At 63.5% G+C, this 6,421-nt stretch carries 5 protein-coding genes; 4 read left to right on the forward strand and 1 reads right to left on the reverse strand.

The window, feature by feature from the left end:
* Positions 1–476: 476 nt before the first annotated feature.
* The 4 genes from mnmG to NKG99_RS35060 all read left to right on the forward strand — a co-directional run bounded on the left by mnmG (position 477) and on the right by NKG99_RS35060 (position 4,795).
* Complete coding sequence (mnmG, locus tag NKG99_RS35045; protein ID WP_352874011.1) at positions 477–2,357, forward strand: tRNA uridine-5-carboxymethylaminomethyl(34) synthesis enzyme MnmG; 1,881 nt, start codon at positions 477–479, stop codon at positions 2,355–2,357.
* Positions 2,354–2,986, forward strand: coding sequence for a 16S rRNA (guanine(527)-N(7))-methyltransferase RsmG (rsmG, locus tag NKG99_RS35050; protein WP_352874013.1), 633 nt, complete (start codon positions 2,354–2,356; stop codon positions 2,984–2,986). The genes mnmG and rsmG overlap by 4 nt, the downstream gene beginning before the upstream one ends.
* A gap of 45 nt (positions 2,987–3,031) precedes the next feature.
* Positions 3,032–3,832 carry a ParA family protein gene (locus tag NKG99_RS35055; RefSeq protein ID WP_352874015.1) on the forward strand — a complete coding sequence of 267 codons (801 nt, stop codon included), beginning with the start codon at positions 3,032–3,034 and terminating at the stop codon, positions 3,830–3,832.
* A gap of 78 nt (positions 3,833–3,910) precedes the next feature.
* Positions 3,911–4,795 carry a ParB/RepB/Spo0J family partition protein gene (locus NKG99_RS35060; protein WP_352874017.1) on the forward strand — a complete coding sequence of 295 codons (885 nt, stop codon included), beginning with the start codon at positions 3,911–3,913 and terminating at the stop codon, positions 4,793–4,795.
* Between the two features lie 296 nt (positions 4,796–5,091).
* Here NKG99_RS35060 and holA read toward each other — a convergent pair whose 3' ends face one another.
* On the reverse strand, positions 5,092–6,135 hold the full coding sequence (gene holA / locus NKG99_RS35065; protein ID WP_352874019.1) for a DNA polymerase III subunit delta: 1,044 nt from the start codon (positions 6,133–6,135) through the stop codon (positions 5,092–5,094).
* Positions 6,136–6,421: the final 286 nt, after the last annotated feature.

Below are 6,421 nucleotides of genomic sequence, written 5' to 3' on the forward strand. Positions count from 1 at the left end.
TCGCCGTCGCAAGGAAGCTTCTCGTCGTCCTAAACGCCATCATTCGAGACAAAAAAGCTTTCGCATGAACACAGTTGCCATGCCGCGACTCCAAAGCGTTGCTAGGGTGCCGAATCCTGCTCCGCTGCGCTCTTTGACTAACATCACGGCATGGATCCTCGGGTCTGCGCTCGTCGCTTACGCTCCTTGCTCCGCCCGTGGATGACGAACGCGTGGAGGCTTCGGCGGTCACGAATGTCTATGATGGTGGCCAAAGCGAACGATGAAACGTGGCTGCCGTCCTCGAATCCACTGAACCCCTGCACAGTACCACTCGGGTGACTCACGTGAAACAGTCGGTACGCCGACTCACGTGAAACGCTGAGTGGACACGCTATAAGGCTGTTTCACGTGAAACGCGTCGCGGAGTTTTCTTGACAGCGCTGCCTGGCGGGGACATGTGTCCCCTCATTCATTTGAGTCAGGGACGTTTGGAAATGACCGATCACTATGATGTGGTTGTGGTGGGCGGCGGCCACGCGGGGTGCGAGGCGGCGAGCGCGGCCGCGCGCGCGGGTGCGAAGACCGCGCTTGTAACGCTGCGCTTCGACACGATCGGGGTGATGTCCTGCAATCCGGCGATCGGCGGGCTCGGCAAGGGCCATCTGGTTCGCGAAATCGATGCCATGGACGGCCTGATGGGTCGGGTGGCGGATGCTGCCGGAATCCAGTTCCGCCTGCTCAATCGCCGCAAGGGTCCCGCAGTGCGCGGACCGCGCACCCAGGCCGACAGGAAGCTCTATCGCCTTGCCATGCAGGAAGCGATTCGGCAGCAGAACGACCTCGACGTGGTCGAAGGCGAGGTTTTGGACTTTGAAATCGCCGATGGCCAGATAGCGGCCGTTCTCCTGGCCGACGGCCGACGGCTCGCTTGTGGGGCGGTCGTTCTGACGACCGGAACGTTCCTGCGCGGGCTTATCCATATTGGCGAGAAGAAGATTGTCGCCGGCCGAATGAACGAGCAGGCGAGCATCGGCCTGTCGGCGACGATGGGTCGCGCGGGCTTCAAGCTCGGCCGGCTGAAGACCGGCACGCCGCCACGGCTCGATGGTCGGACCATCGATTGGGCATCGCTGGAAAAGCAGGCCGCGGACGTGGATCCGGTGCCGTTTTCGCTGATGACCGACCGCATCGAGACACCGCAGATCGATTGCGGCATCACGCGCACGACGACGGCCACGCATGAACTGATCCGCGCCAATCTCGGTCGCTCCGCCATGTATTCCGGCTCGATCGAAGGCGTGGGTCCGCGATATTGTCCGTCGATCGAGGACAAGATCGTCAAGTTCGGCGACAGGGACGGCCATCAGATCTTTCTCGAGCCGGAAGGGCTCGATGACGATACGGTCTATCCCAACGGGATTTCGACCTCGCTGCCTGAGGATGTGCAACTCGATATCCTCAAAACCATTCCTGGGCTGGAGGGATCAGTCATGCTGCAGCCCGGCTATGCCATCGAATATGACCATGTCGATCCGCGCGAGCTGCATCAGACGCTGGAGACGAAGCGCATCAACGGTCTCTTCCTCGCCGGGCAGATCAACGGCACGACCGGCTATGAAGAGGCGGCCGGGCAAGGCCTGCTCGCCGGCCTCAATGCGGCACGGCGCGCGTCAGGCAGCGAGCAGATCGTGCTCAGCCGCACCGAAGCCTATATCGGCGTGATGGTCGACGACCTGACCAGCCGCGGCATCAGCGAACCCTACCGGATGTTCACCTCGCGGGCCGAGTTCCGGCTGTCGCTGCGCGCCGACAATGCGGACGAGCGGCTGACGCCCTTGGCCGCGAAACTGGGCATTGCCTCGACGCAGCGGATGCAGCGCTACGAGAGTGTCATGCGGCGCCTCGATGAGGCGCGGGATCTGGTGAAGTCGCTCACCCTGACCCCCAATGAAGCGGCGCGGCACGGGCTGGAGATCAACCGGGATGGCGTGCGCCGGTCCGGCTACGAGTTGCTGTCCTATCCCGATGTCGATGTGGCCTGGCTGGTGCGTGTCGATCCACGCTTTGCGGAAATAGACGGCAAGACGGCGGAACGCCTTGAAACGGAAGCGAAATATTCGGTCTATCTGGATCGCCAGAAGACCGATGTGGCGCAGATCCGGCATGAGGAGAGCCGGTTGATCCCTGAAACAGTCGATTTCGCCGGTGTGCCGGGCCTGTCCAACGAGTTGAAGCAGAAGATGCAGGCGCGACGGCCGCGATCCATCGCCGATGCCCAGCGCATGGAAGGCATGACACCGGCGGCGCTGGCGATCATCGTCGCGCATGTCCGCCACGCGGAGAGCGCCCAGCGCCTGCAAAAGGATGTTGCGTGAGCTCTTTTTCCCTAGAGAGCCTGCAAGATGCGGCAGGCCCGGTTTCACGTGAAACATTCGATCGGCTGGTGGCGTTCGAGCAGTTGTTCCAGAAATGGAATCGCAGCATCAATCTCGTTGCGCAATCGACGGCTGGCGATGTCTGGCGGCGTCACATCCTGGACAGTGCGCAGTTGGCGCGAATCGAGCCTCGGGCGACGCGCTGGGTCGATCTCGGTTCGGGCGGCGGATTCCCGGGCCTTGTCATGGCTTTCCTGCTTGTTGAGCGTGACGGCGCCAGCATCGATCTGGTTGAAAGCAATCGCAAAAAAGCATCCTTCCTGCAGGCTGTCGTCGGGCAGTTCAGCCTGCCGGCGCGGGTCGTGGCGCGCCGCATCGATGACAGCCATGCACTTGTTTCGACACCGCAAATCGTCACGGCGCGGGCGTTGGCTTCGCTTTCGACGTTGCTGGACCTGTCGGCGCCCTGGCTGACGTCAGGCGCGCGCGGCCTGTTCCACAAAGGCCGGGATTACCGCGCCGAAGTGGAAGAAAGCGTTCACCGATGGTCCTTCGATCTGGTAGAACATCCAAGTGTGACCGACGCCAGCGGCGTCATCCTCGAATTGTCGAACTTGCGACCTGTCTGATCTGCTCCAGGCGACGACTCAAAAATGAATTTCTGGCATAGACCCATGATGAAGAATGGCCCCCGAATCATCACCGTAGCCAACCAGAAGGGCGGCGTCGGCAAGACCACCACCGCCATCAACCTGGCGACCGCGCTGGCCGCGATCGGCGAACAGGTGCTGATCGTCGATCTCGATCCGCAAGGCAATGCCAGCACCGGCCTCGGCATCGACCGCAAGGATCGGACGGTCTCGTCCTATGATGTGCTGACGGGGGAGCTGGAACTGGAAGCCGCAGCCATCCCGACGGCGGTGCCTGGTCTGTCGATCGTGCCGTCGACGCTCGACCTGCTCGGCATCGAAATGGAAATAGCCTCGGCGCCGGACCGGGTGCTCAAGCTGCGCAATGCGCTGCGCGCCGCGACCGAGCGCGGGGCGCCCTTCGGCTATGTGCTGATCGATTGCCCGCCTTCGCTCAACCTTTTGACGTTGAATTCAATGGCAGCCGCCGATTCTGTCCTTGTGCCGCTGCAGTGCGAGTTCTTCGCGCTGGAGGGCCTCAGCCAATTGCTGGAGACGGTCGAACAGGTGCGTCGCTCGATCAATCCGGACCTTATTATCCAGGGCATCGTGCTGACCATGTATGACGGCCGCAACAATCTCGCCAACCAGGTGGTGCAGGATGTGCGGGCGCATATGGGCGACAAGGTCTACGAGACCGTCATTCCGCGCAATGTGCGGGTGTCCGAGGCGCCGTCCTACGGCAAGCCGGCTATCCTCTACGATCTGAAATGCTCGGGCAGCCAGGCCTATCTGCAGCTGGCGTCGGAAGTGATCCGCCGCGAGCGTAAATTGCGCGCCGCTTGATTGGATCGGATGCATGGCTAAAAACCAATTCGATACCGAAACGATCGCTTCTGGAATAGACGGGGCTTTGGAACAAAGATGAGCGACGACCTTTCGAGAAAGAGACTGGGCCGCGGGCTGGCAGCACTGATCGGCGAGATCGACCGTCCGGAAGCACCGGAAAAGCCTGGCATGAGCGCCGACGGCAAGGTGCCGATCGAGTTCCTGACCCCCAATCCGAAAAATCCACGCCGCCATTTCGGCGACGCCGAGCTGACGGACCTTGCCCAGTCGATCCGAGAGCATGGTGTCGTCCAGCCGGTGGTGGCGCGGCCGTCGCCGACACAGGCCGGCCGCTACGAGATCATCGCCGGCGAGCGCCGGTGGCGCGCGGCGCAGCGCGCCGGGCTGTCCGAGATCCCGGTCATCATCCGGGAGGTCAACGACCGCACGGCCCTGGAACTGGCGATCATCGAGAACGTGCAGCGCACCGACCTCAACGCGGTCGAGGAAGCGCTTGGTTATCAGCAGCTCATCGACGAGCACGGCTACACCCAGGCCGATCTCGGTCAGGTGATCGGCAAGAGCCGCAGCCATGTCGCCAACACGCTCAGGCTGCTGAAGCTGCCGGACGTGATCCGCGACATGCTCGTCGACGGCGCGCTGTCGGCGGGGCACGCCCGCACGCTGGTGACGGCGGAAGATCCGGCCGGCCTTGCCAAGCGCATCGTCGAAGAGGGACTTTCGGTACGCCAGGCCGAAGCACTGGCGCAGATGCCGGCCGGCGGCACGAAGGAAGCCAAGCCGGCGCCGAATCCGGAGCAGAAAGACGCCGACACGCTGGCGCTGGAGAAGCTGTTGACCGATACGATCGGCATGATCGTGTCGGTCGATCACAAGGGCAAGGGCGGCGTGCTGCGCATAGCATACCGGTCGCTTGAGCAGCTTGACGAACTGTGCAGACGGCTGAAGCAGGAGCGGTAATTAGCCGGCGAATAATCGGCCACTGTTGGACTCCCGAGAGTAGGCGCTCCCGCGCACGGACTCCTCTCATCCCTTGCTTTTGGAGCGTTTGCGCCGCCCCTCACCTGCCTGCCGGCATCCTCTCCCCGCAAACGGGGCGAGGGACGCTCGGCGACTTCGCCCAATCATCCGCCTTGCAAGAAGGGCGTCGGCGTTGCGGCCAGCGTCTTTCTCCCCGTCACTATACGGGGAGAAATGTCCGGCAGGACAATGAGGGGCGGCGCTGACATCGATAGTCAGCGGCCTGCCTCAACGAACTACCTCTGCGCCAGCCGGCTGCTTTCCACGGCGATACCAAGCAGCGCCTGTCTTGCCAGCGCCACGGCAAGATCGGGCCGCCGTCGTGTCTGCAGGACCGCCGTCTGCAGCCGGGTCAGCGCACGGCCGAGCGCGTCGGTGTTCCAGCGCTCCAGCGCCTTCTCCACCAGCTTGCGGCGCGAGAAGAAGACCGGCGGCCGGGCGGCGGCAACGACGGACGCTGCATTGCGGCCGCCCGAATCCATCTGGCCGCGCATGGCCTGGATTTGCTGCAGCTGCCGCATCGCCGAGGACAGCACCAGGAAGGGCTGCCCACCGGACTGGCAATGGCGGGTGAAGGCGGTGTCGAAGTCGCCGATCTTGCCTTCGAGCAGCGCGTCGACCGCGTCGTCGAAAGAGGCGCCGGACACGTCGCCCGACATCGCCTTGACCTCTTCCAGTCCGATTTCCTGCTGGCCGTGGGCGTAGAGAATGAGCTTTTCGATCTCGCCGCGCGAGGCCAGCCGGTCGCCGCCAAGATTGCGGCGCAGTGCCTGTCTCGCCTCCATGGTCATCGACATGCCGGCCTTGCGCAGTTCGTCGTCGATGACGGCGTCGATGTCGCGGGCTTCATCGGCGTAGCACGGCAGCGCCATGGCGTTGTCCGCCGCCTCGACGATGGCGCGCAGCCCGACGCCCTTCTTGAGGTCGCCGGCCTCAATGAGAATGATCGCGTCCCGCGCGGGCTCCGCCGTCAGCGCCTTGACGTCGTCGGCCAGCGCCTTCTGGCCGCTGGCATTGCGCACCCAGAGCAGCCGCCGGTCTGAAAACATCGGCACGGTGCGGGCTTCGTCGAGCAGGCGGCCCTCGTCGCGGTCGACCTCCGAGCCCTCGAGCCGGACCACCGAGAAGGGATCATCGAGCGGCAGGCCGGTCTTGCCGGCAAAAGCCTTCGCCCGCTCCGAGACGAGGCCGCGATCGGGACCATAAAGCAGGACAATGGAGATGCGCTGGTCCGGCCGCGCCAGCCACCCATCGACCTCGTAAGCTTTCTTCTGTGCCATGGCGGGTTGGTTAGCATGATGCGGGGGCGGGGTGAACGACGATTGGCACTGACCGCACTTTTCCTTCTCCCCCTTGTTTGTGGGAGAAGGTGGATCGGCGCGCAGCGTCGAGACGGATGAGGGGTGTTCCAGCGAAGTGAGGCGTTGGCGTTCCCTGGAACACCCCTCATCCGTCGCCTTCGGCGACACCTTCTCCCACAAGGGGCTAGCGTGCGCACACATTTGCTTCGGCGCAGTTCTTGAAGGCGCCAGATAGGGGTTGAAGAAGTTGAATCGTCTGTGATTC

It is taken from the genome of Mesorhizobium sp. M1409 (assembly GCF_040317535.1).
Lineage (GTDB): Bacteria > Pseudomonadota > Alphaproteobacteria > Rhizobiales > Rhizobiaceae > Mesorhizobium.